Annotated in this window: 19 protein-coding genes; 4 read left to right on the top strand and 15 right to left on the bottom strand. The window is 74.0% G+C overall.

Translation table 11 applies throughout. The features are described 5' to 3' along the window. The first annotated feature begins 19 nt into the window (after nt 1–19). Entirely contained in the window at nt 20–430 is a 411-nt protein-coding gene (locus tag ACQEVB_RS38155; protein ID WP_432983870.1) for a nuclear transport factor 2 family protein, read from the top strand. On the opposite strand, the gene ACQEVB_RS38150 is transcribed toward ACQEVB_RS38155, so the two are convergent. Both ACQEVB_RS38150 and ACQEVB_RS38145 read right to left on the bottom strand, forming a co-directional pair. Further along, a complete protein-coding gene (locus ACQEVB_RS38150) occupies nt 427–1,770 on the bottom strand; it encodes a glutamine synthetase family protein (protein ID WP_432983867.1) in 1,344 nt (447 codons plus the stop codon). The two genes, ACQEVB_RS38155 and ACQEVB_RS38150, sit on opposite strands and share 4 nt — an antisense overlap. Before the next feature lie 116 nt (nt 1,771–1,886). Beyond that, the gene (locus tag ACQEVB_RS38145; protein WP_432983864.1) at nt 1,887–3,452 is read right to left on the bottom strand and encodes an alpha/beta hydrolase; all 1,566 of its coding nucleotides are present in this window, start codon (nt 3,450–3,452) and stop codon (nt 1,887–1,889) included. Nucleotides 3,453–3,529: 77 nt separating this feature from the next. Between ACQEVB_RS38145 and ACQEVB_RS38140 the strand changes: the two genes are divergently transcribed. Both ACQEVB_RS38140 and panB read left to right on the top strand, forming a co-directional pair. Continuing rightward, nucleotides 3,530–4,297 (top strand): hypothetical protein, encoded by a 768-nt coding sequence (locus ACQEVB_RS38140; protein WP_432983861.1) that lies wholly within the window; start codon nt 3,530–3,532, stop codon nt 4,295–4,297. A 120-nt stretch (nt 4,298–4,417) separates the two neighbouring features. After that, nucleotides 4,418–5,269 carry a 3-methyl-2-oxobutanoate hydroxymethyltransferase gene (gene panB, locus ACQEVB_RS38135; protein ID WP_432983858.1) on the top strand — a complete coding sequence of 284 codons (852 nt, stop codon included), beginning with the start codon at nt 4,418–4,420 and terminating at the stop codon, nt 5,267–5,269. Here the strand turns inward: panB and ACQEVB_RS38130 are convergent. From ACQEVB_RS38130 to ACQEVB_RS38075, 12 genes are all read right to left on the bottom strand, one after another. Continuing rightward, nucleotides 5,260–6,414 carry an alanine racemase gene (locus ACQEVB_RS38130; RefSeq protein ID WP_432983855.1) on the bottom strand — a complete coding sequence of 385 codons (1,155 nt, stop codon included), beginning with the start codon at nt 6,412–6,414 and terminating at the stop codon, nt 5,260–5,262. The two genes, panB and ACQEVB_RS38130, sit on opposite strands and share 10 nt — an antisense overlap. After that, nucleotides 6,411–8,027: an IucA/IucC family protein gene (locus ACQEVB_RS38125; protein WP_432983852.1), complete on the bottom strand. Its 1,617-nt coding sequence runs from the start codon at nt 8,025–8,027 to the stop codon at nt 6,411–6,413. The genes ACQEVB_RS38130 and ACQEVB_RS38125 overlap by 4 nt, the downstream gene beginning before the upstream one ends. A gap of 9 nt (nt 8,028–8,036) precedes the next feature. Next, entirely contained in the window at nt 8,037–9,617 is a 1,581-nt protein-coding gene (locus ACQEVB_RS38120) for an IucA/IucC family protein (RefSeq protein WP_432983849.1), read from the bottom strand. After that, nucleotides 9,602–10,798, bottom strand: coding sequence for an ATP-grasp domain-containing protein (locus ACQEVB_RS38115; protein ID WP_432983846.1), 1,197 nt, complete (start codon nt 10,796–10,798; stop codon nt 9,602–9,604). The genes ACQEVB_RS38120 and ACQEVB_RS38115 overlap by 16 nt, the downstream gene beginning before the upstream one ends. Further along, on the bottom strand, nt 10,795–12,222 hold the full coding sequence (locus ACQEVB_RS38110) for an RNB domain-containing ribonuclease (RefSeq protein ID WP_432983843.1): 1,428 nt from the start codon (nt 12,220–12,222) through the stop codon (nt 10,795–10,797). Before ACQEVB_RS38110 ends, ACQEVB_RS38115 begins: the two co-directional genes overlap by 4 nt. A 43-nt stretch (nt 12,223–12,265) precedes the next feature. Then, entirely contained in the window at nt 12,266–12,847 is a 582-nt protein-coding gene (locus ACQEVB_RS38105; RefSeq protein ID WP_432983840.1) for a dihydrofolate reductase family protein, read from the bottom strand. 2 nt (nt 12,848–12,849) lie between these two features. Further along, nucleotides 12,850–13,293: a hypothetical protein gene (locus ACQEVB_RS38100; protein ID WP_432983837.1), complete on the bottom strand. Its 444-nt coding sequence runs from the start codon at nt 13,291–13,293 to the stop codon at nt 12,850–12,852. Nucleotides 13,294–13,400: 107 nt separating this feature from the next. Then, nucleotides 13,401–13,652 carry a hypothetical protein gene (locus ACQEVB_RS38095; RefSeq protein ID WP_432983834.1) on the bottom strand — a complete coding sequence of 84 codons (252 nt, stop codon included), beginning with the start codon at nt 13,650–13,652 and terminating at the stop codon, nt 13,401–13,403. Between the two features lie 23 nt (nt 13,653–13,675). Beyond that, entirely contained in the window at nt 13,676–16,042 is a 2,367-nt protein-coding gene (locus ACQEVB_RS38090; protein ID WP_432983831.1) for an ATP-binding protein, read from the bottom strand. 23 nt (nt 16,043–16,065) lie between these two features. Continuing rightward, nucleotides 16,066–16,815: a maleylpyruvate isomerase family mycothiol-dependent enzyme gene (locus tag ACQEVB_RS38085; protein ID WP_432983828.1), complete on the bottom strand. Its 750-nt coding sequence runs from the start codon at nt 16,813–16,815 to the stop codon at nt 16,066–16,068. 31 nt (nt 16,816–16,846) lie between these two features. Beyond that, entirely contained in the window at nt 16,847–17,689 is an 843-nt protein-coding gene (locus tag ACQEVB_RS38080; RefSeq protein ID WP_432983825.1) for a fumarylacetoacetate hydrolase family protein, read from the bottom strand. Between the two features lie 314 nt (nt 17,690–18,003). Next, nucleotides 18,004–18,354 (bottom strand): hypothetical protein, encoded by a 351-nt coding sequence (locus tag ACQEVB_RS38075; protein WP_432983822.1) that lies wholly within the window; start codon nt 18,352–18,354, stop codon nt 18,004–18,006. A gap of 524 nt (nt 18,355–18,878) precedes the next feature. Here ACQEVB_RS38075 and ACQEVB_RS38070 point away from each other — a divergent pair. After that, the gene (locus ACQEVB_RS38070) at nt 18,879–20,525 is read left to right on the top strand and encodes a fumarate hydratase (protein ID WP_432983819.1); all 1,647 of its coding nucleotides are present in this window, start codon (nt 18,879–18,881) and stop codon (nt 20,523–20,525) included. 16 nt (nt 20,526–20,541) lie between these two features. Here ACQEVB_RS38070 and ACQEVB_RS38065 read toward each other — a convergent pair whose 3' ends face one another. Continuing rightward, nucleotides 20,542–23,277 carry a GNAT family N-acetyltransferase gene (locus ACQEVB_RS38065; protein WP_432983816.1) on the bottom strand — a complete coding sequence of 912 codons (2,736 nt, stop codon included), beginning with the start codon at nt 23,275–23,277 and terminating at the stop codon, nt 20,542–20,544. Between the last annotated feature and the right edge of the window lie 2 nt (nt 23,278–23,279).

Genomic DNA, 23,279 nt, shown 5'->3' with positions numbered 1-23,279 from the left:
AACTCCTAGGCTGGGCGAGGTGTCGGACGACCAGCCACCGCCGGGCCCGCGCGAGGTACTGGAGCTCTTCCGGGCCGCGAGCCTCGCCCACTCCGTCGAGGGCATGGCCCGCGTGTACGCCGAGGACGCCGTCCACGACTTCCCCTTCACCGTGCCCGGCGTGCCGAGCCGGGTGAGCGGTCGCGACGCCATCGTGGCGTTCATCGCGGCCAACTGGGAGCGGAGTCCGCTGCGCGTCGAGCGCTACCGGACCGTCTCGCTGCTCGAGACGACCGACCCGAACACCATCGTCGTCGAGCAGGAGGCCAGCGGGACGACCCGGGCCGGGCGCCCGTTCACGGCGCCGAACCTCGTCATCCTGACGGTCCGCGACGGCCGGATCCGGCGGTTCCGCGACTACCTCAACCTCGCGGCGCCGCCGGGCGACTAGAGGACCGGGAGGTAGGTGGCGAGCTCGTACGGGGTGACCTGGCGCCGGTAGCCGTCCCACTCGACCCGCTTGTTGCGCAGGAAGAAGTCGAAGACGTGCTCGCCGAGCACCTCGGCCACCAGCTCGGAGTGCTCCATCGCCGCCAGCGCCTCGGTGAGGTTCTGCGGCAGCGACTCGTAGCCCATCGCCTTGCGCTCGGTCTCCGTGAGCGACCAGACGTCGTCCTCGGTGGCCGGGCCCAGCTCGTAGCCCTTCGCGACGCCGCGCAGCCCGGCGCCCAGGATCACCGCGAAGGCCAGGTACGGGTTGCAGGCGCTGTCCAGGGTGCGGATCTCCACCCGTCGCGTCGACGACTTGCCGGGCGAGTACATCGGCACGCGCACCAGCGCGGACCGGTTCGCGTGGCCCCACGACACGGCCGTCGGGGCCTCGCCGCCGACGATCAGGCGCTTGTACGAGTTCACCCACTGGTTGGTGACCGCGGTGATCTCGCGGGCGTGCCGCAGCACGCCGGCCACGAACGCCTTGCCCGTCTCGGAGAGCTCGTACGGGTCGTCGGGGTCGTGGAAGGCGTTGCGGTCGCCCTCGAACAGCGAGAAGTGGGTGTGCATGGCCGAGCCGGGGTGCGCCGAGAACGGCTTCGGCATGAAGGAGGCCCGCACGCCCTGGGTGAGCGCGACCTCCTTCACCACGTACCGGAAGGTCATGATGTTGTCGGCCATCGTCAGCGCGTCGGCGTAGCGCAGGTCGATCTCCTGCTGGCCGGGCCCGCCCTCGTGGTGGGAGAACTCGACCGAGATGCCCATCGACTCCAGCGTCTCGATCGCGTTGCGCCGGAAGTGCGGGGCGACGTCGTGGCTGGACTGGTCGAAGTAGCCCCCGGAGTCGGCGGGGACCGGCGGCGTGCCGTCGGCCGTCAGGTCGCGCAGCAGGTAGAACTCGATCTCCGGGTGGACGTAGCACGTGAACCCGGCCTCGGCCGCCTTCGACAGCGCCCGCCGCAGCACGTGCCGCGGGTCCGCCCACGACGGCGAGCCGTCGGGCATCGCGATGTCGCAGAACATCCGGGCCGAGTAGTGGTCACCCGAGCTGGTCTCCCACGGCAGCACCTGGAACGTGGACGGGTCGGGCCGCGCCACCATGTCGGACTCGTAGACGCGGGCGAAGCCCTCGATCGCCGAGCCGTCGAACCCGATGCCCTCGGCGAACGCGCCTTCCAGCTCGGCGGGCGCCACCGCCACGGACTTGAGGTACCCGAGGACGTCGGTGAACCACAGCCGCACGAAGCGGATGTCGCGCTCCTCGAGCGTGCGGAGCACGAACTCCTGCTGGCGATCCATTCCCTACCCGTCCCGTCTCCTGCGTCGACCGTGCCTGACCGAGCCTAGGAACGGCCTGTTACGGCTATGTTTCCGGCTCCGCACAGACCACTGTGACGTGCCGAAACGGGTGGTCCTCACCCTGCGCAGCGCATCCCGGCCGCCGGATCCTTCAGATCGATCAGGTACGCGGCGACGGCGTCGTCGATGCACGCCACCCCCTTGAGCGCCACCCCGTGCCCCTCTCCCTCGTGCGTGATGAGGCTGGCGCCGAGCCCCTGCGCGAGATCGACCCCCGCCTGGTACGGCGTGGCCGGGTCGCCCGTCGTCGAGATCACGACGATCTTCGGCAGCCCCGGCACCGACGGCACGTGCGGCTGCGACGTGGGCGGCGTGGGCCAGAAGGAGCAGATGTCCTCCGCCGCCACGGGCGGGGTGCCGTCGTCGGAGAACGGCGCGGCGGCCTTCGCTGCCTTGGACAGCTCGCCCTGCTCCTCGCGCGTGGTGCGCTCCTCGTCGAGGCAGCTGATGCTGCGGAACGCCTCGATGTAGTTCGAGTAGTGACCGTCCTGGCCGCGGTCGTAGTAGGCGTCGGCAAGGCTCATCAGCAGCCGCCCGTCGCCGTTCGCGTACATCGAGAGGCCCTGCGTGAGGTAGCGCCAGAAGTCCTTGCTGTACAGCGCCTGGATGACGCCGGTGAGCGCGTCGTTGTACGACATCTGCCGGGCACCGACCGGCATCGGCTTCGTGACCAGCGGCCGGGTCAGCGCCTGCAGCCGCGCGGTGGCCTGCTTCGGGTCGGTGCCGAGCGGGCAACTGGGGTTCTTCGCGCAGTCGGCCGCGTAGTTGTCGAACGCCAGCTGGAACCCGGCGTTCTGCTTCACGATGCGGTCGATCGTGGACTGCTTGGGGTCGAGCGCCCCGTCGAGCACCAGGGCCCGCACGTTCTGCGGGAACTGCTCGGCGTAGGTGTAGCCGAGCCGGGTGCCGGCCGAGTAGCCGATGTAGGACAGCTTCGCGTCGCCGAGCGCGGCACGCAGCACGTCCATGTCGCGGGCGGCGTCGCGGGTGCCCATGTTGGCGAGCACGTCGGCACCGCCGGAGCGGCGGACGCAGCCGGCGACGAAGTCCTGGTTCTCCTTCTCCGTCTGCGCGACGCCGGCCGGCGACGGGTCGATGTCGTGGTCGAGCCGCTCGGCCTCCCACTCCTTGTCGTCGATGCAGTCCAGCGCCGGGGTGGACGCTCCGGTGCCGCGCGGGTCGAACCCGACGAGGTCGAACCGCTTCGACAGCGGGCTCTGCTCGAGGTCCGGCGCGGTGTAGACGACCTGCCGGTTGCCCGACGCCCCCGGGCCGCCGGGGTTGAACAGCAGCGAGCCGATCCGGTCGGGACCCGTGGCCTTCTGCCGCAGCACCGCGATCTGGGCGGTGCGTTCGGCCGGCTTGGCGTAGTCCAGCGGCACCTCGAGCTTGGCGCACTCGAACCGCGGCTGCGCGTAGCGCTCCTGGTCCTCCTTCGCCGTGGCGAAGTCGCCGCACGGGCCCCAGCTCAGCTTCTGGTCGTAGAACTTCTGGAGGCCGGCATCGACGGGAGCCCCGGCGCCGGAGCCCTGGCCGCTCGGCGCGGTCGCGCAGGCCGCCAGAGCGACGGCGAGCGCCGCGACGACGGCGGGAACGAGGAGCGAACGGCGACGGGCTCTCACCCGGCACAGCATGCCAGCGTCGGCGCAGGTGAGCCGCGCAGGGCTGTTCCGGCTGCTCAGGTCGCTACCGTTGCGCCGTGGAGCTCCCCGCCGACGTCGCCCGCGTGTGCAGCCGATTCACCGACCTCGTCGACGCGGCGGTGCCGGGCCTGCTCGCCGGCCTGCACCTGCACGGGTCGCTCACGTTCGGCGAGTACCACGCGGGCCGCTCCGACGTCGACGCGGTGGCCGTGCTGACCCACCGTCCCGACGAGAGCGAGCTGGCTGCGCTGCGCGCGGTGCACGGGACGCTCGCCGCCGAGGGCGGGCCCGACCTCGACGTCGCGCACCTGCTCGCCACCGACCTGGCCAGGCCGCCCGACGACTGCCCGGACGTCCCGACGACGCTCGCCCGTGCGTTCGCCGTCAACCGCGCCGGGATCAACCCGGTCACCTGGCACGAGCTGGCCGAGCGGGGGATCTCCGTGCGCGGGCAGCTGCCGCCCGTGTGGACCGACCCCGCCGCGCTGCGCGCGTTCACCCGCCGCAACCTCGAGCAGTACTGGGCCACGCGCATCGACCTGGTCCGCACCTACCCCGACTCCGGGTTCGACCCGCAGCTCGTCACGTGGTTCGTGCTGGGGGCGCCGCGGCTGCACCACCTGCTCGCCACCGGCGCCATGACCTCGAAGGACGGGGCCGGCCGATTCGCGCTCGCCACCTACGACGAGCGCTGGCACCCGCTCGTGCGCACCGCGCTCGGCTACCGCGCCACGGGCGTCGATCCCGACCCGCCCGCAGAGCCCGCAGCGCGCGGCAAGGCGGTCGTCGCGTTCGTGGAGGAGGTGCTCGCCGCAGCGCTCTGACCGCACTGTGAACCTGACGACACCGGCGTGCCGCGCCCGGCCCCCGCTGTCACGCTGAGCGCGTCAACCACCTGACGACCCGGGGACCCGCACGCGGGCCTCGAGGGAGGACGGACAACGATGTCTGGCACAGATTCGGGCGCTGCAGAGAACCCGTACCGGACCGCGGCACCACCGAAGCGGGTGCGGGTGCACCACCTGCGCGAGCTGAAGGAACGCGGGGAGCGGTGGCCGATGCTCACCGCCTACGACGTGTACTCCGCCGAGATCTTCGACGAGGCCGGCATCCCGGTCCTGCTCGTCGGCGACTCGGCCGGCAACAACGTGTTCGGCTACGACAACACCATCCCCGTGACCGTCGACGAGCTGCTGCCGCTGGTCAAGGCCGTGGTGCGCGGCACGACGCGGGCGCTCGTGGTGGCCGACCTGCCGTTCGGCAGCTACCAGATCTCCCCCGAGCAGGCCCTGACCACGTCGTTCCGGTTCATGAAGGAGGCCGGCGCGCACGCGGTGAAGCTGGAGGGCGGGGCGCGGTTCGCGCCGCAGGTCGAGGCGCTCACCGCGTCCGGCATCCCGGTGATGGCGCACCTCGGGTTCACCCCGCAGAGCGAGCACGCGCTGGGCGGGTACCGGGTGCAGGGCCGCGGGCACGGCGGCGACAAGCTCGTCGAGGACGCGCTGGCCATGCAGGCGGCCGGCGCGTTCGCGGTGGTGCTGGAGATGGTGCCGGCCGACGTCGCGAAGCGGGTCACCGCCGAGCTGGTGATCCCGACGATCGGCATCGGCGCCGGCCCGGAGACCGACGCGCAGGTGCTCGTGTGGTCGGACATGGCCGGCATGAACCGAGGGCGCAAGCCGCGGTTCGTCAAGCAGTACGCCGACGTCGGCGCGGTGCTGCTGGACGCGGCCAAGCGCTTCGGCGAGGACGTGCGCGGCGGCAGCTACCCCGCCGAGGAGCACTCCTACACCTGATCGGCCCCGCCCCCGACCCGCAGAAGGGTCGGGGGCGGGTGCATCAGGAAGTCGTGGTGGCTGATGTTCCACGCGTACGCGCCGGCCAGGGCGAACACCACCCGGTCGCCCACCGCGATCCGGTCGACCGGCACGCGGCGGGCCAGCACGTCCTTCGGGGTGCAGAGCTGGCCCACCACGGTGACGGGCCCGGCGTGCCCGGGTCCGGCACCGGTGGGCAGCACAGTGAACGGCTGGTCGTGCCCCTTCGCCACGGGGGTGCGCAGGTGGTGGGTGCCGCCGCGGCAGATCGCGAACCACTCGCCGGCGCTGCGCTTGAGGTCGAGCACGTCGATCACGTACCAGCCCGAGTACGCCGTGATCGCCCGGCCCGGCTCGATGCGCACGGTCGGGCCGCGGTCGGGCAGCCGCAGCGCCGCGCGGTAGGCCGCCCAGTCGAACCCCTCGTCGGGGCGGGTGTAGTCGACGTTCATCCCGCCGCCGATCACCACCTCGGCGAGCGCGACGGCGTGCCGCGCGGCGAACCCGCCCGCCCAGTCGAGTACCGCGCGTCCCTGGGCGGCGCAGTCGGCGGCGTCGAGGCCGCTGGCGAGGTGCGCGTGCACCCCGACCAGCGCGATCTCGGGCGGGAGCTCCGCCACGCAGGCGTCGATCTCGCCCGGGTCCATGCCGAACGGGCTCGGCCCGCCACCCATCCGCAGCACCCCGCCCGGGCCGCCCGGCACGTTCACCCGCAGCAGCACCTGGGCCGTGACGCCGGCGGCGCGGGCAGCGGCGGCGAGCCGCCGGAGCTCGTGCCGGCTCTCGACGTGGACGCGGTCGGCGTGGCGCACCGCCGCGGCCAGCTCCTCGTCGGTCTTGCCGGGCCCGCCGAACGCGACCGGCACGTCGGGCCCGAGCACCCGCCGCACGTGAGCCAGCTCACCGCCGCTGGCCACCTCGACGCCGTCGACGTGCCGCGCGACGGTGGCCAGCACGCCCTCGTCGGGATTCGCCTTGGCCGCGTAGTGGATCTCGACGCGGCCCGGCCCCGCCCGCATCGTCGCCGCGATCGCGGCCACGTGCCCGTCGAGGTGGTCGAGGTCGTAGACGTAGGCAGGGAGCGGAGCCGTGCGAGCGGCCGTCTCGACCGCGGGCGTGATCACCGGGCGAGCGGGTTGGGCACCGGCACGTACGGGGCGTCCGGGTCCTCGGCGCCCCGCCAGCGCACCACGAGGTTCGCCTTGGCCGGCAGCGTCGGGCCGGTCAGGAGCTGCCGCAGCTCGGCCGGTTCGCCCAGCTCGGCCGCGACGGCGGCGACCGCGTCACGCACGGGCGTCCAGAGCCGCTGCTCGGGCACGCCCCCCAGCTCGGCCACCGCGACGGCGAGCTCACCCAGGTTGTTCACGAGCAGGCAGTAGCCGATCCGCGCGGCGGCCTGCTCGGCGTCGTAGGCGGTCGCTGCCGCCACCGGCGGGGCCAGCGACGCGAGCAGTGCGGCATGCCGGTCGGTGCGCAGCCGCACCCCTTCCATGTCGCGCAGCAGGACCCGGCGCGGCGACCCGTCGGTCCCGGTGACGACCAGGACGTTCTGCAGGTGCGGTTCCAGCACGACACCCTGCCCGGCCCACAGCCGCAGCACCGGCGGCACCACCAGCGCGACGTAGCGGTCCCACCAGTCCAGCGGGTCCCCGCCCTGCAGGACGTCGGCCAACCGGGTCGGGATAGCGGCCGGATCCACCTCCTGCGCGGCGAGCGTCCCGGCCAGGTGCGCCCGCTCCCCCGGTGCCAGGCCCAGCCCGCACCGGGCGATCACCCCGACCCGGCCGGCCAGCTGCGGCACGCGGACCGTCCGTGCGGACGGCTCGCCGAGCAGCGCGAACCCGGGCGCACCGGCGCCGGCCAGCAGCCGGGTCAGCAGGACCGCGCCCTCCAGATCGGCGACCGACGAGTGCCGCACGCAGTTGGTGATGCGCACCGTCAGGCTGGTCTTGAGGAACACGTCGGCCTCGGGCTGGTAGAGGGTCCGCACGCTGGACGTCGGGTGCCACGGCGGGCCGCCCGGTCCCAGGTCGACCAGCCCGGCTCGGGCCGCCAGCTCGGGCGCCAGCATCCGTGCCTGCCACGGGTGCAGCGGCAGCGCGCGGTGGCCGTCCGGCACCTCGGGGGCGAGCTCGTCGATCAGCGAGGGCCCGATGCTCCACTCCTGCACCAGGTCGTCGCGGACGGCGAACCAGTGCAGCGGGAACGCGGTGCGCGCCTCCGGGGACCAGCGGCGCCACTCCTGCGGCGTCCCGGAACGCCACTTCGGCGCCGGATGGCGGGGATGGCCGGCGAGCAGCGCCTGCTCCGAGTCGACGTAGCCGGCGGCGGGCTCGGCCAGCGGGCGCGCCGGGTGGTCCGGGCGATCGGCCAGCACCGCCGCGAGGGCCGCCCGACCGGCGCGCACCTCGTCGAGGAGCTGTCCGCCGGCCGGCCCGCACCGCTGGGTGAGGGCGGCCGCGACCAGCTCCAGCAGCCGCTCGAGCCCGATGTCGACCCACCCGTCGGCCGTCCCCTCCTGCACGGGGCCGGTGAACCGGTGCGCATGGACCGTCGAGCGGGCGCGCAGGCGGACCCGCAGCCGGGCCGGGAGAAGGTCTACCTCCAGGTGCTCCCCGGCCTCCTGCACGACACCGGCGGGCCCGGCCACGTCGCGGACCAGCACGCCGAACAGCGCGTGCGCGGCGACGGTGTCAGCCGTTCCCGCCAGGGCCGGGATGCGCCGCTCGGTTAGCACACCCTCACCTCACCACGAACCGGAGCGGCGCAGGTAGTTCGGACCCGAACGGATGTAGTGCTTGTTGATGTCCGTGCAGGCCACGCGCGCCTTCGGCAGCAACGTGCCGGCCGTCACCATCGCCTTCACCGGCCACCGGTCGGCCGTCAGCATGCGGTGCACGGCTGCCCGGGCGGCCACCGACCGCGGCTCGGCGGTGTCGCACCAGCGGTCGGCGGCGTCGACGATGCGGTCGCGGACAGCATCCAGGACGCTCGCCGGCAGCAACGCCCGCACGCAGAGGTGCAGCGTGATCGTCACGAACAGGTCGGCGAGCTCGCTCGGATCGGTGACCAGCATGCGGGCGTCGCTGAAGGCGGGCAGCGGCGCGCCCAGGGCAGCCGTTGCGTGCGCGGCGTCGACGCGGGCGCCGTCGTCGTCCTTGTAGACGAGCCGGAGCCGGTCGCTCTGCGCCACGGCGATGTTCTGCTGGTGCGACTCCAGCGCGATGCCGTAGCGCACCCACAGCGCGACGTGCCAGTCGAGCAGCACCGCGAGGTAGCGGTCGAACCACCCGGACCGGTCGCCGGCGGCCAGCTCGTCCAGGACGGTCGTGCCGCCGGCGCGTGGATCGCGCACCGGCAGCGCGGCCAGCGGCACCAGCCGGTCGTCCGCGATGTCCGGGGGCAGGACGCGCACCAGTGCCGCGACGTGCTCGTCCGGGCCCTCCAGGAAGCGGCGCTCGTCGGCCAGCAGCACCGTCGCGGCAAGGTCGGGCTCCCGGGCCAGCACCGCGCCGAGCAGCTCGTGCATCGCGGCGCCGTCCGCGAGCGTCCCCGGCTTGATCGTGCGGCGGTTGCGGGCGCCCAGGGTGGCGGTGGGCAGCGGCACCTTCACGTGCACGCCCGGGTCCTCGACCAGCGCGAGCGTGCGCATCGACAGGGTCGGCACCACCAGCGGCCCGGCCGGCTCTCCCCCGGCCAGCGGGTGCACCGGCACGGCCACCTCGCCCGCGGTGCCCGGCGGCCACCAGCCGGGTGGATCGGCCGCGAGCGCGGGCGAGATCCGCACGTCCGCGCGGCGCACCCGGCGCCAGTGGAGGCGGAACGGTCGGGCGTGCTCGGGCGCGTACGCGCGGCGGGCGGCGGTGTCCAGTCCGGGTCGGGCCCGGCCCGTCGGGTGCACGGGATGCTCGCGGGTCGCTGCCAGCGCGTCGTAGCGCAGCAGCCCGGCGAACCCCGTGCGCGGGCCGGGCGGGTCGACCGGCACCGCGTCCCGCGCCGTCTCCAGTGCAGACGCGCACTCGGCGCCGAAGTCCGCCCACCCGGCGGTCGCCTCCGCGTCGGACGCGTCCGGCGCCAGCACGGCCAGCACACCGGCCAGGTCCTGCAGCGGCTGCCCGTCGACGGCGAGGTCGGTGGCGGCGAGGTCGGCCAGGAACCCGTCTCGCCGCACGCCGAACACCGCGCGCCGCCCGTCGGGGAGGTCGACGACCCAGCGACCGTCCTCCAGCCGGCCACGGGAGTGCAGCCCGAGGTGGTCCTCGCGCAGCAGCGCGGCCAGCACCCGCTCGACCAGCTCCGCCTCCGGGCCCGTCAGGTGATGCGCCACTCGTGGGTCTCCCGGTAGCCGTCCACCGCGGCGTCGACGGCCTCCACGTCGGGTCCGGTGGCCCACACCGCGGAGAGGTAGTCGCGGTTGCTGCCGTCCAGCGGCGCGGTCACCCCGACCGCGCGCATCCGCCGGTGCCCCACGGTCAGCCCGCCCGTCGAGCGCTCCTCGTCCGGCGGCGCGGCGACCAGGGTGCCGGGACGCTCAGCCAGCACGTAGTCGACGCGGCCGTGCCGGTCCCCGCGCGCCGCACACACGGCGGCCGGCAGCGCCTCCCCCGCGTGCACGCGCAGGACGGCCTCGAACAGGTCCACGCCGAGCACGTCCGCCGTCACGACGTCCATGAGGTCGCCGATCAACCGGTAGTTGACCTCGATGATCCGCACCCGCTCGCCCTGCAGCACCACCTCGGTGTGGCACGCCCCCAGCCCGACGCCGAGCGCGTCCAGCTGGGCGTCGAGCTGCGCGCGCACGCCGGCCAGCGCCGCCGGCGCCCAGTCGAGCCGGACCTCGGTGAACGCGGGCGGCGGACCGAGCATGGTCCGCCAGGTGCCGGTGTGACAGCGGCGCGTGCCGTCGCCGAGCGTGTCGAACGTCAGCAGCGGCCCCTCCAGGTACTCCTCGACGAGCAGCGCCGCCCCGGGCCGCCGGGCTCGCACCGCCGCCACGGTGGCCACGAGCTCGTGCTCGTCGCGGACGAGCAGGACGTCCTCGCTGGCCACCCCTTCCCGCGGCTTCACCACCGCGGGGAAGGTCGGGAACACCGGCGGATCGTCCGGCCCCAGCTCGACGGCGACGACGGCGTCGAGCCCGGCCAGGCGCTGCCGCATCAGCGCCTTGTTCTTCGCCCGCACCGCGGCCCGCCACGGCTTCGCCGGGAGGTCGAGCAGCTCGGCGGCCAGCGCGGTCGCGGCCTGGAGGTGGTCGCTGTTGGAGAGCAGCGCACCAGGTCGGCCGTAGCGGTCACCCAACGCCGCGACCCGCGAGGCGACCGCGCCGGCGTCGCCCACCTCCGCGCCGACCACTGCGACCGGTGCCGTCGCCAACCCGGCGTACGCGGCCTCGTGCGCGCCCGGCTGGTCGGTGAGCAGCACCACCGGCAGGCCCAGCCGGGCCGCGGCCGGCAGGAGGCCGAGCGTGACGGAGTCGGTGGGTTTGCGGGCGGTGAGGTAGACCGTCACTCCGGATTCGCCGTGAACAGCACCCGGCCCGTCGCCGGATCGGCCTCGGTCAGGCGGGCCGCCACCGTCACCCCCGCCGTCGGTACGCCGGCGCACCGCGCGAACACGGCGGGCTCCAGCAGGAACACCTCGCCCGGCTCCCCGTCCGCACTGGACGCGCGCAGCACGATCACATCGAAGGACGCACCGACCCGATCTGCCAGCCGGGCCGCTTCGGTCCGGTCCACGCACGCCCGCTCGACCTTGCCGGCGAGCGAGTCGGACGCGCCCATCAGCTCGGGCAGCCGCGGCAGCGCCTCCGCGAGCCACGGGGCCGGCGCTTCACCCGCGGCGATGGCGAGGCACACCTCGGTGCCGAAGCGGTCGACGAGGCGCCGCAGCGGCGCCGTGACGTGGGCGTACGGCGCGCCGATCCCGCCGTGGCCGGGATCGACCGGTGGCGCCACCCCCGCACCGAACGCGGCGTAACCGGCGCCGCGCAGCAGCGTCGTCGCGGCCCGCCGCAGCGCCAGCACCGGTGCCGACGCGTCGTCGGACAGGCCGGCCAGCACCTGCGCCGCGCTCGCCCCGTCCGGCCACTCGATGCCCAGCCGCTGCGCGGTGCGTCGCAACCCGGCCACGGCCTCGGCATCCGGCGCCGGCAACGTGCGCAGCACCCCGACCCCCGCCTGCAGCATCATGCCGGCCGCGACGGTGCCGGTGAGCAGCGAGATCTCCGCGTTCCAGTCCTCGACGGGCAGCCGCGTGCGCACGCGCACCGTCCACCCGCCGTTCGTGTCCGGCACGACCTCCTGCTCGGGCAGCTCCAGCTCGATCGCGCCCCGCGCCACCGCCGCTGCCCGGCGCAGCCGCCCCACCTCCGGCAACGCCTCGATCGCCGGGTGCAACCGAGCACCCGCGTCGAGCTCGGCCTGCACGCCCGCGTAGTCCAGCCGTGCCCGCGACGCCACGAGCGCCCGCCGCACCTCCGTGGCCGTGACGGCGCCGTCGGCGTCCAGGTCGATCGTCCACAGCACGGCCCGTCGTGGCCCGTCCGGCAGCAGGCTGGACGCCTGCTCCGACAGCACCGGCGGGTGCAGCGGCACCGACCCGTCCGGCAGGTACACCGTCTGCCCGCGCCGGCGCACCTCCGTGTCCAGCGCGCCACCGGGCACGACCACCGCACCGAGGTCCGCGATCGCGTAGTGCACCCGGAAACCGTCGCCGACGCGCTCGATGCCGACGGCCTGATCCAGGTCCTTCGAGCCCGGCGGGTCGATCGTGACGAGCTCGACGTCCGTCGCGTCGACCCGGTCCGGGTCGCTCGTCGAGCCGTCGGCCGCCGCCGCGTCCGCTTCGGCGAGCACCTCGGGCGGGAAGCCGGTGGGCAGGCCGAACTCCTGCCGCACCGCGGCGAAATCGGGTTGGGCACCGGTGCTGGGCACGGGGTGAGCCTCCCACGACCCGGCCCGCCCGCGCTGCCGACCGCTATGCGAGCGCGTAACTGAGGTGCGTGACGTTGCGGCCCTCGACGACGCGTGGCGTCCCGAGGACGACCGGGGTCTTGCCCAGCGTCCCGGTCAGCCGCACCCCGTCGCCGAGCAGCACCGGCACCAGGTCGATCCGCAGCTCGTCGACCAACCCGGCGTCCAGCGCCTGGCCGACGACGGTCCCCGGCCCGATGCCCACGTCGCGGTCGCCGGCGGCCGCGCGCGCCCGCTCGACGGCGTCCACGATCCCGGTGGTGACGAACGTGAACCCCGGCACCGGCTCCGGCGGAGCCCGGTGCGTCAGGACGAACACGGGCGCACCGCTGGGGTGCCGCCCGTTCCACCCGTTCGTCACGTCGTACTGGCGGCGACCGACCACGATGGCGCCCGTGCCGTCCAGCATGTCGAGCACGTGGTCGGCGCTCGCGGCCGAGACCCGGTAGGTCCGCTCGACGTCGGCCACCCGGATCTCGACGTCACCGTTGCCGCACCAGTCGAAGAGGTGCTCGAACCCGGTCTCGCCTGCGCCGGCGACGAAGCCGTCCAGCGACATGGACGCCTGCGCGAAGACCCGCGACATGATCAGCCGACCTTCGTCGCGTCGAGCTCGTAGCCGCCGCCCGGCCACTGCCAGCGTCCGGAGAAGCCGGTGCGGTCGGCGTCGAAGGTGCCGCGGTAGAAGTTGTCCGAACCCCGTTCGCCGAACCAGTACGTCAGCGTGTCGCCGTCGATGTCGTACGTGTAGGTGAAGTTCGCCCCGTGGTTGTCCATCAGGTGCGAACGCAGGGTCTGGGTGTCCTCGTCGAACCCGACGTACTCCACGGCCTTGATGTGCCGGCCACCCGGCGTGTGGAAGTCGATGTGGCGGACCAGGAAGAACCCGCCCTCCATCCACTCGGACGTGGTGGTCCCGGACGCCACCGGGCCGGTCTCCTTCCACGTGCCGACCATGAAGTCCAGCGCGCGCAGTGCGGGGTGCGGTGTCGCGGGCAGGTTGCCGGCCAGTGCGTTGTTGTTGTCGGCCATCGCAGCGGACTCCTTCGTCGAGGAACTCTGACGTCGTCATCCTCTGGTCGAGGGCAGGCTGCCGGCACCCGTGCCGACCACGTGCCCACCACCTGACCACCACGTGCTCACGGTCGGAGCAACCGCAGGGTGGCCGCCTCCTCGAAGCGCGCACCCAGATCCGCCCACCGGCGCGCTGCACGGCGCACGGCCTCGGCATCGCCGGCGAGCCGGCCGCTGGCGCGTTCCAGCACCGCGGCGTTCCACGGGTCGTCCGCATCCTGCGCGGCCGCCGTCCGCTGGGGCGCGCTCGGCAGTCCGGCCGCCACGGCGAGCTCGGCGGCGGCAGCCCGGGCGAACGGCAGGTAGCGCCCCTGCACCCCGTCACCGAACGCGGCGGCGGTCAGCGCCTCCGCGGTGTCGAACGTCTCGAGGTGCAGTGCCGTCCTGGCCTCGACGTACAGCGCCAGCGGCGCCAGCCGTGACTGGAAGGCGTACGGCGTCGCGGCCAGTTCACGGGCGCGGTCGCGCCACCGGTCGAACCCGCCGGGGTCCGCCAGCAGACCGTGCGCCAGCGCCGCGAAGTGCACGCCGACCTGCATCCAGAACACCGGCGGGCGGCCGGCGCGCTGCCAGCCCTGCCACATCCGGTATGCCAGCGACACGGCGTCGTCGAGGTCGCCGCCGAGCACGACGACCGGAAGGACCTTGCTCGCGGCCAGGTAGGACGGCTCCGCGTCGGGCTCGTCGGCGAGCACCAGCCCGGCGGCGTGGACCGCCGCCGGGACGTCACCGGCGGCGACCGCGTCGAACGCGGCCAGCCCGACCGAGTCCTCGATCTCCGCGGCGGCGTACGGGTCGTGGCCGTCCATCCGCTCCGCTCCACCAGCGCGAGGCGGCGCATCGTGACGCGGTGCGCGTCGCCTGCTCGACCGGTGCTCGTCGCGACCGTCCGCACCGCGTCCAGGGCGGCGCTGAGCAGGACCGGGTCGGCCGTCGTCGCGGCCGCCTCGACCGCGGCGTCCGCAAGGACGGGATCCGGCGACAGCTTCTCCGGCGTCGCGACCCACGCCGACGCCAGCGCCAACCGGGCGGCCACGACCGGATCGCCCGCGTCACCGCGCGACCTCGCCGTCGCCAGCAGCTCGACGAGGCGGGCGTGCGGCACCTCGGTGCGGAACGTCACCGGGTAGCGGGCCGCCATCTCGACGGCCCGGGCGAGTGCCACGGCCTCGCCGTTGCCGTCTCCGGCCTCCCGCGCGGCCCGGGCGCCGGCCAGCCGGAGCTCGAAGGCGAGATCGGTGTCGTTGACGACCAGCGCGCAGTCCGCGGCACCCGCCAGATCGCGCATCGCCGACGCCGCCTCGGGCGCGTGCCCGGCAGCAGTGCGGAAGTGGCCGAGCGCCTCGTGCACGAAGCGGCGGCGGAAGCTCGCCCTGGCCAGCGACACCGCGATCCGGTGGACGACCGGGTCCGGGCCGGGCGAGGCCGTGGCCAGCGCGGCCCGCAGGTCCCCGAGGACGTCGTCCGACGGGTGCCCGCCGGCGCCGGCGACCCACTCCAGGTAGCGCGCCCGCACCTCGGCGTGGTCGGCGCTGCCGTCCAGCTGCTCGCGCGCGTAGGCGCGCACCGCGTCGAGCATCCGCCACCGCGGCGGCTCGCCCGGCGGGCGCAGCACCATGCTCTTGTCCGCCAGACGTCCGAGCACGTCCGCGACGAGCGCCACGTCACCCCCACCGGCGACGGCCGCGGCGGCGTCCAGGTCGAAGTGGCCGGCGAAGACGGCGAGCCGCCGGAAGATCGCGCGCTCCTCGTCGTCGAGCAGGTCGTGGCTCCATCCGATGACCGCGCGCAGCGACCGGTGCCGCACGACGGTGCCACGGTTGCCCGCCAGCAGTCGCAGCTGGTCGCCGAGGCCGGCCAGCAGCCCGGCCGCGCCCAGCGTCGCGGAACGCGCGGCAGCCAGCTCGATGGCGAGCGGCAGGCCGTCCAGGCGCGCGCAGAGCTCGCGCACCGCGTCCGGGTCCGCGCCGAAGCCCGGATCGAGGGCCCGCGCGCGATCGACGAAAAGCTGCTCGGCGTCCGATCCCACCGGAAGGGGACGCACCACGACGGTCCGCTCCCCCGCGATCCCCAGCCGTTCCCGGCTGGTCGCGAGCACCGCAGCCTGCGGGCAGGCGGCGAGCAGGCCGTCGACGAACGCGGCGACCGGTCCCAGCAGGTGCTCGCAGTTGTCCAGCACGAGCAGCGCCGGGCCGCGGCCGAGCCGGTCCACGACCGCCGCCTCCAACGTCGGGTGCCCGCGCTCCGACACGTCCAGCGCGGCGGCCACGGCTGCCACCAGCGACTCGGCCCGGGCCGGGACGAGATCGACGAACGCGCCGCCGAACGGGAACCGCGTCCCCTCCGCCACGACCGTCGCCAGGCGGGTCTTGCCGACGCCACCGGGCCCGACCAGCGTCACCACGGCTCCGCCGGCGAGCGCGGACGCCACCGTCTCGCGCTCCACCACCCGTCCCACGAACGTCGTGCGGGACGGCGGGAGGCCGGCGACCAGGCCCGGCCGGGCCGATGCGGACGCCGGGACCGCCGCCGCTACCGCACCCAGTGCCTTCCGATCGGCTACGCCGTACTTGCGCAGCAGCGAGGAGACGTGCCCCTCGACCGTGCGCACCGAGAGGTGGAGCCGGTGCGCGATCTGCGCGTTGGACATGCCGGCCCCGACCGCGTCGAGCACCTCTGCCTCGCGCCCGGACACCTCGACCGCCACGCGCCCATCATCGCGGGCACGGCCTACCTCCAGCGGCCCAGGTGCGGCAGCCGCACCCCGGGGGGCCTGCGCAGGTGCCGTCCGGGGGCCCGACCGGAGAGCCACGCCGCGAGCTCGGCCGCGCTCCCCGAGAACTCGGGGGCGTCCGCGCCGGGCTCACCCACGGTCCAGCGGCCCGCCGGCTCCCCGGTGGCGACCAGCACCATCGCGGGCACGTCGGGCCGCTCCCCCATCACCGAGGCGAGCTCGCCCACCAGCGCGCGCAGCATCGGCTGCGGCAGGTCCGTGAACGAGGCACCCGCGTCGAGGTCGATGGCGTGCACCCAGGTCTCCACCGCCCGCAGCCACAGCACGTCGGTGACCGGGATGCGGTGCCCGCGGATCTCCACGGTCGCCCGCCAGGCCTCGGCGGGCATCGCGCGGACGGCGTCGGCGAGCCGGTCCGACGACGCCACGACGTCGGCACGGATCTCCGCGGCCGAGCGCCGGGCGCCCGCCTCGATGTCGGCGTTGCGCTGACCTTCCCCCGAGTAGGCCGGCGTGCGGACGCCTGTGCGGGCCCAGTCGAGCAGGTTGATCAACGCGTCCGCGTTGCGGGCCACGTGGGTGAGCACGTGCGCACGCGTCCAGCCGGGCAGGCCGGACGGCATCGCGAACGTGTCACCGCCCAGCCTGCCCATCAGCCCGCGCAGGTGCTCGGCCCCGTCCTTCGCCCACGCCAGCGTCGCCGCCGGGTCGGTGCGGGGGTCTGTGCGTTCTTCGCGCCCACCCATCAGACGTCGGTGGCCGGGCGGCGCGCCGGGCTCACGGGTGTTCGGCGCGGCAGGTGTTGCGCAGCTCGCCGACGCCCGAGATGGTCGTCACCAAGGTCGCGCCGTCGGTCAGGTAGCGCGGTGGCTTCCGCGCGTGGCCGACACCGCCCGGTGTGCCCGTGGCGATGATGTCGCCCGGGTTGAGCGTCACGATCGTCGAGATGTAGCTCACCAGCTCGGTCGTGGTGAACACCAGCTGGTCGGTGGTCGAGTCCTGGACCTTGTCACCGTCGAGGACCGTGGAGACGGCGAGCCCGGACGCGTCCGGCGCCGGCAGGTCGTCCTTCGTGACGAGCCACGGCCCCACCGGGGTGCTCTTCTCCCACGTCTTGCCCTGGAGGAACTGCGAGGTGCGGCTCTGGTGGTCGCGCATGCTGACGTCGTTCAGCACCGTGTAGCCCGCGATGGCGTCCAGCGCGGCCGATGCGTCGGCCCGGCGCACCGGGCGGCCGATCACGACGGCCAGCTCGACCTCCCAGTCGATCTGGTCCGACTCGGGCGGCAGCACGATGTCGTCGTACGCGCCCACCAGCGACGGCGCGAACTTGGCGAAGAGCGTGGGGTGCGTCGGCATGTCGTGGCCCATCTCGGCCACGTGGTCGCGGTAGTTCAAGCCGACGCAGATGATCTTCTCGGGCGTCGGGACCAGGGGCGCGTAGTCGAGGCCCTCGAGGTCGTGCACCGGTCCCGCGGCTGCAGCTGCCCGCTCCGCCCAGTCGGCGTGCTCCAGCAGCGCGCGCACATCGGCATCACCGGTCTCGACGGCCCGACCGGCCTGCTCATCGATCCGGACCGCGCGCAGCCCGGTCGCCGTACGGATGGTCGCCAGTCTCATCGCTTCACTCCCAGTCGCGTCACGCCGCTGAGTCTGCATCGACCCACCGGCGCGGCGCGCAACGGGGGACCCGGTCGGACCAGCCGCGGCCGGACGGCCGCGGCACGGCAGACCCGTTCGAGGTCGGCGCGTCGCGCCCGGAACGGAGGCGACGACCGGCACCATGGCCGAATGGACCGACGCGCAGCTCTCCTCGTGCACCAGGCCGAGGAAAGCACGGCGCGTGCATTTCCGGGAAACTGCATTCCACCCGCGGAAACGGCAACGCGCCGGACCGCAGAGCGGTCCGGCGCGTTGTGCCGATCAGCGGGTGATCAGTCGTCGTTGTCCTGGTCGATGCTCTCGTCCACGACGCAGGTCGTGTCGTCGTTCGACGGGTTGGCGGTGGCGGTACCCGGGCCGAGCAGACCCAGGACGTCGCCCAGCGCGACGCCGACCCCGATGGGCGGGCACACGTTGATGTTGTTGAGCGCGTTGATCTCGCCGAGCGCGATCAGGCCGCTCGCGGTGCTGCCGCTCTTCTCGACGTGGTTGACCTGAACGCCGTCACGCCCGCCGCCCTCGTGCCCGTGGCCCTTGTCCCCGGCGAAGGCGAGCGGGCTCACCGCCAGCAGGACCGCAGCGGAGCCCGCAACGACGATTCCAGCCTTCTTCAACACAGTCATTCTCCTGTCGGGTGGTCCCGGCTCATGGTGTCTGAGCCTTCGTTTCTCCGGCGTCTGCGGGGAGCCTCGCCGGCCGAGAAGAAAGCTAGCCGGATCGTCTGCCGATGTAGCCATCAGCTACCACCATCGTGTGATCTACATTGCGAAGGGTGAGGATATGCGGCCATTACGGCGAAATGATCGGTCGGGAATTACCCCCACACATCCGCACATCGTCGACGGTGCGTGAGCACGCATCACCCGAATGTCAGAACATCTCCTGGCGGGTTCACGGTCCGTGTTCGGACCCCGTTCGGGTGCCCGGTGCCCGTGCGGCCGCACGCGCATCCGTCGTTGCGTCCGTGCTCTCGGTTGACTGCCGGCCCGCGCCGGGTGAAAGTGCTCCAGAACTTCCACGAGAACGCTCTCCGGCGGCCTCGTGAACCCCGGGAGGTCGGACCGGTCGGGGGCCGGTCCGGCCTCCCGACCCATGTCACAGGCCGCACAGCGGCATCCGCCACGGCTCCCGGGTACCGTCTGCGCCCGTGCCGTTCCACCACACGGATGTCCTGCCCCTGAGCCCTGACGACACCGCCTACCGGCGGCTCGACCTCCCGGCGGGACGCGTCGTCGAGGCAGCAGGTCGCACCTTCCTCGAGATCGACCCCGCCACCATCACCGCGCTCGTCCGCGAGGCCGTGCACGACATACAGCACCTGCTGCGGCCGTCGCACCTCGCGCAGCTCCGCGCGATCGTCGACGACCCGGAGGCGTCCGCCAACGACCGGTTCGTCGCGACCGACCTGCTGCGCAACGCATGCGTTTCCGCCGGCGGCGTGCTCCCCATGTGCCAGGACACCGGCACCGCCATCGTCATCGGCAAGCGCACCGAGACCGTGCTCACCGGCGGCAACGACGAGGAAGCCGTCTCCCGCGGTGTCTTCGAGGCCTACGACCAGCTGAACCTGCGCTACTCGCAGATGGCGCCCACGTCGTTCTGGGACGAGCGCAACACCGGCACCAACCTCCCCGCCCAGATCGAGCTGTACGCCGCGCCCGGCAGCACCCCCAAGTACGAGTTCCTCGTGATGGCGAAGGGCGGCGGCTCGGCCAACAAGACCTTCCTCTACCAGGAGACGAAGGCACTGCTGAACCCGAAGCGGCTCGGCGCGTTCCTCGAGGAGAAGCTGCGGTCCCTCGGCACCGCGGCCTGCCCGCCCTATCACCTCGCCGTCGTCGTCGGCGGGATGTCGGCCGAGTACACGCTCAAGGTCGCCAAGCTCGCGTCCGCGCGCTACCTCGACACGCTGCCCGACGCCGGGTCCGAGCTCGGGCACGCCTTCCGCGACCACGACCTCGAACAGCAGATCCTCGAGATGACCCGGAACTTCGGCATCGGCGCCCAGTTCGGCGGCAAGTACTTCTGCCACGACGCGCGGGTGATCCGGCTCCCCCGACACGGCGCCTCCCTGCCCGTCGGCATCGCCGTGTCGTGCTCCGCCGACCGCCAGGCCAAGGCGAAGATCACCCCGGAGGGGGTGTTCCTCGAGCAGCTGGAGACCGACCCGGCCCGGTTCCTGCCCGAGACCGGCGCCGAGGACCTCCCGTCCGACGTCGTCGAGATCGACCTCAACCGGCCGATGTCGCAGATCCGCGAGCAGCTCTCCGCGCTGCCGGTGAAGACCCGCGTCTCGCTGACCGGGCCGCTGGTCGTCGCCCGCGACATCGCCCACGCCAAGATCGCCGAGCGGCTCGACGCCGGCGAGGAGATGCCGCAGTACCTGCGCGACCACCCCGTCTACTACGCGGGCCCGGCCAAGACCCCCGAGGGCTACGCGTCCGGCTCCTTCGGACCGACCACCGCCGGCCGCATGGACTCCTACGTCGAGAAGTTCCAGGCCGCCGGCGGCTCGATGGTGATGCTCGCCAAGGGCAACCGCTCCCAGCAGGTCACCACGTCCTGCGCCACCTACGGCGGCTTCTACCTCGGCTCCATCGGCGGACCGGCCGCCCGTCTCGCCCAGGACTGCATCCGCAAGGTCGAGGTGCTCGAGTACCCCGAGCTGGGCATGGAGGCGGTCTGGAAGATCGAGGTCGAGGACTTCCCCGCGTTCGTCGTCGTCGACGACAAGGGGAACGACTTCTTCGCGGGCGTCAGCCAGCCGACCCTGCAGGTGACCTTCCGCCGGTAGCGGGCCGACCTGATCCTCACCGCAGCCGGCGGGGGCCGGTGTCGTCGCGCTGCGGTGGTGGGCCGACCACGATGCGGGCGCCCGCCACCGCGACCCCGCCCGGGGCGGCCAGCACCGGGTCGAGCGCGAGCGTCCGCACCTGCGGCAGGTCCTCGGCGATGCGGCCGACCCGCAGCACCAGCTCCTCCAGGGCGGGCAGGTCCACCGGCTCCGAACCCCGGTACCCGGCGAGCAGTGGCGCCGCGCGCGGCGCCCTGACCAGCGCCGCCGCGTCCTGGTCCGACATCGGCACCACCCGGAACGCCCGGTCCCCCAGCAGCTCGGTGGCCATCCCGGACACCCCGAACGACAGCAACGACCCGAACGACGGATCCTCCACGATCTCGATCACGCACGACACCCCGCGGGGCACCATCCGCTGCACGTACACGTCACCGCCTCCGGTGACCCGGAGGACATCGGCGTACGCGGTCCGCACCCCGTCGGCACCGGCGATGTCGAGTCGCACCCCGGCCAGGTCGCTGCGGTGCCGCCACCGGGGGCTCATGGACTTCAGCACCACCGGGTAGCCGATCTCCTCCGCCGCGGCCACCGCCGACTCCGCGTCGACGGCCCGGCGGAAGGGCGCGATCTCGATCCCGTAGCAGCTCAGCAGCTCCGTGGCCGCGTCGTCGCCGAGCGTCCGGCGCTCGCTCACCTGCCAGCCGTCGACCAGTGCCCGCGCCGCCTCGGCATCCACGCCGTCGGGCACCACGAACTCGCCGACGGGCAGCGACCGCCACCGCGCGTAGCGACTCACCCGCGCCACGGCCGCAGCCGCCCGTTCCGGGCTCGGGAAGCTCGGGACCGATCCGCGACCCGGCGTGCGATCGTCGGAGTCGTCCGGGTACACCGCGAGCTCGGCCGGCACGCCCTCCGCCGCGAGGAACACCGCCACGACCGGCCGGTCGCTGCCCGCCACGGCCTCCCGCAAGGCACGCGCGTAGGCCGCCCCGGGCACCGCCACCGGCGGCACGAACACCGCGACCAGTGCGTCGGCGCGGTCGGCGCCCTCGACCGCCAGCGCCGCCGACACCGCCGCCGCGAACCGCTCGGGTGACGCCGACGCACCGACGTCGACCGGCTTCCCGGCCAGCTCCAGCTCCTCGTCGAGCAGGGCATCGGCCACGAGGAGCCCGAGCGCGCTGGAGTTGCCGACCACCGCGACCCGCGGACCCGCCGGCAACGGCTGGTAGGCCAGCACCAGCGCCGTGTCGAACAGCTGCGAGAGCGTCTCCACCCGGATCACGCCGGCCTGCTCGAACAGCGCCCGCACACTCGCGTCGTCGATCGGCGCCGCCATCGGCGCCAGCGCCGCCACCGGCCCGGTGTGGCGACCGCTCTTCACCGCCACGATCGGTTTCGTGCGCGCCAGCCGGCGGGCCAGCCGGGAGAACTTGCGCGGGTTGCCGAACGTCTCCAGGTACAGCAGCACCACCTCGGTGGCCGGGTCGGTCTGCCAGTACTGCAGCAGGTCGTTGCCGGAGAGGTCGGCGCGGTTGCCGGCCGACACGAACGTCGACAGGCCCAGACCGCGCTGCGTGGCGCTGGCCAGGATCGCGGTGCCCAGCGCGCCGGACTGCGAGAAGAACCCCACGTGCCCGCGTCCGGGCAGCGCCGGCGCAAGGGTGGCGTTCAGCCGGACCGTCGCCGCGGTGTTGGCCACCCCCAGCGCGTTCGGGCCCACCACCCGCATCCCGTGCGCGCGGGCCTCCGCCACCAGCTTCTGCTCCGCCACCACCCCGCCCTCGCCCGCCTCGGCGAAGCCGGAGCTGACGACGACCAGCGCCCGCACCCCCTTCTCCAGGCACGAGTCCATGACCTCGTCGATCCCTGACGCCGGCACCGCCACGACCGCCAGGGACACCGGGTCGGGGATGTCGGTGACCGACGGGTACGCCCGCACGCCCCGCACCGACCGGGCCTCCGGGTTCACCGGGAAGACCGGACCGGTGAAGTTGCCGCGCAGCAGGTTCGCCAGCACCGCGTGGCCGATCTTGGCCGGGTCGGTGGACGCGCCGATCACCGCCACGGACTCGGGGTGCAGCACGTTGTGCACGCTCCGCGCCTCGGCCCGCTGCTCCCGCGAGTCCCGCACCGCCCGCGATCGCTCCGTCGGATCGATGTCGAACTCCAGGTGCAGCACGCCGCCGTCGAACTGACGGCTCACCTGGTAGCCGGCCTGCCGGAACACCCGCACCATCGCCCGGTTCTCCGCCAGGACCTCCGCCTCGAACCGGCGCACCCCGTTCTCCCGCGCTGCGGCCGCGAGGTGCTCCAGCAAGATCGAGCCCAGGCCCCGCCCCTGGTGGGAGTCGGTGGCCACGAACGCCACCTCGGCCGACGTCGGCGGCGCACCGTCCTCCGCATCGGCCGCCTGCAGCCCCTCGTAGCGCCCCACCGCCACGATCTCGTCGCCCAGCAGGCAGATCAGCCCGACCCGGTGGTGGTGGTCGACAGTGGTGAACCGCTCCAGGTCCCGCGCCGGGATCCGCGGGTACGGCCCGAAGTAACGCAGGTACCGGGTGCGCTCCGACAGGCCGGCGTGGAACCGCACCAGCGCGTCGGCGTCGGACGGCAGGATCGGGCGCAGGTGCACGATCCCGCCGTCGGAAGCGACGACGTCGGCCTCCCAGTGGCGGGGGTACGGGGCCGGCGGCGGACCGGCCCCGGTCTCCGAGGCAACGGCGGATTCGGGAGCAGGGTCGGGCACGG

Source organism: Pseudonocardia sp. CA-107938, from assembly GCF_050936315.1.
GTDB lineage: Bacteria > Actinomycetota > Actinomycetes > Mycobacteriales > Pseudonocardiaceae > Pseudonocardia.
Note: the sequence above shows the minus strand (reverse complement) of the source record. Positions and strands in the feature narration are given on the sequence as shown.